Consider the following 277-nt stretch of genomic DNA (forward strand, 5'->3'; position numbering starts at 1 on the left):
GACGAAATTATGACCAAACTCAAAAAATTAGCCATTGAATTAAACATCGTTATTATCATTTTATCTCAATTTTCAAGAGATACATACAGCAATTACCAAGGTAAATCACCAGAAATAACAGCTTTAAAAGGCAGTGGTGGAATTGAAACTAACTCCGATATCGTCTTAATGATGTCTGAATTCCAACCCAAATTATCCAAAGACAAAGAAAAACCCATAAATATATATAATTCAACCTTAGAAGAGCTATATTCAGACTATAATGACAATGAAAATC

1 protein-coding gene is annotated in these 277 nt (G+C 30.3%); it reads left to right on the forward strand.

All coding sequences use genetic code 11. From position 1 onward, the window contains the following. Window positions 1-277 (forward strand): DnaB-like helicase C-terminal domain-containing protein (locus OL66_RS02715; RefSeq protein ID WP_034172364.1); only part of this gene is annotated, 277 nt, incomplete at both ends.

Source organism: Chrysanthemum yellows phytoplasma (assembly GCF_000803325.1).
Lineage (GTDB): Bacteria > Bacillota_I > Bacilli_A > Acholeplasmatales > Acholeplasmataceae > Phytoplasma > Phytoplasma asteris.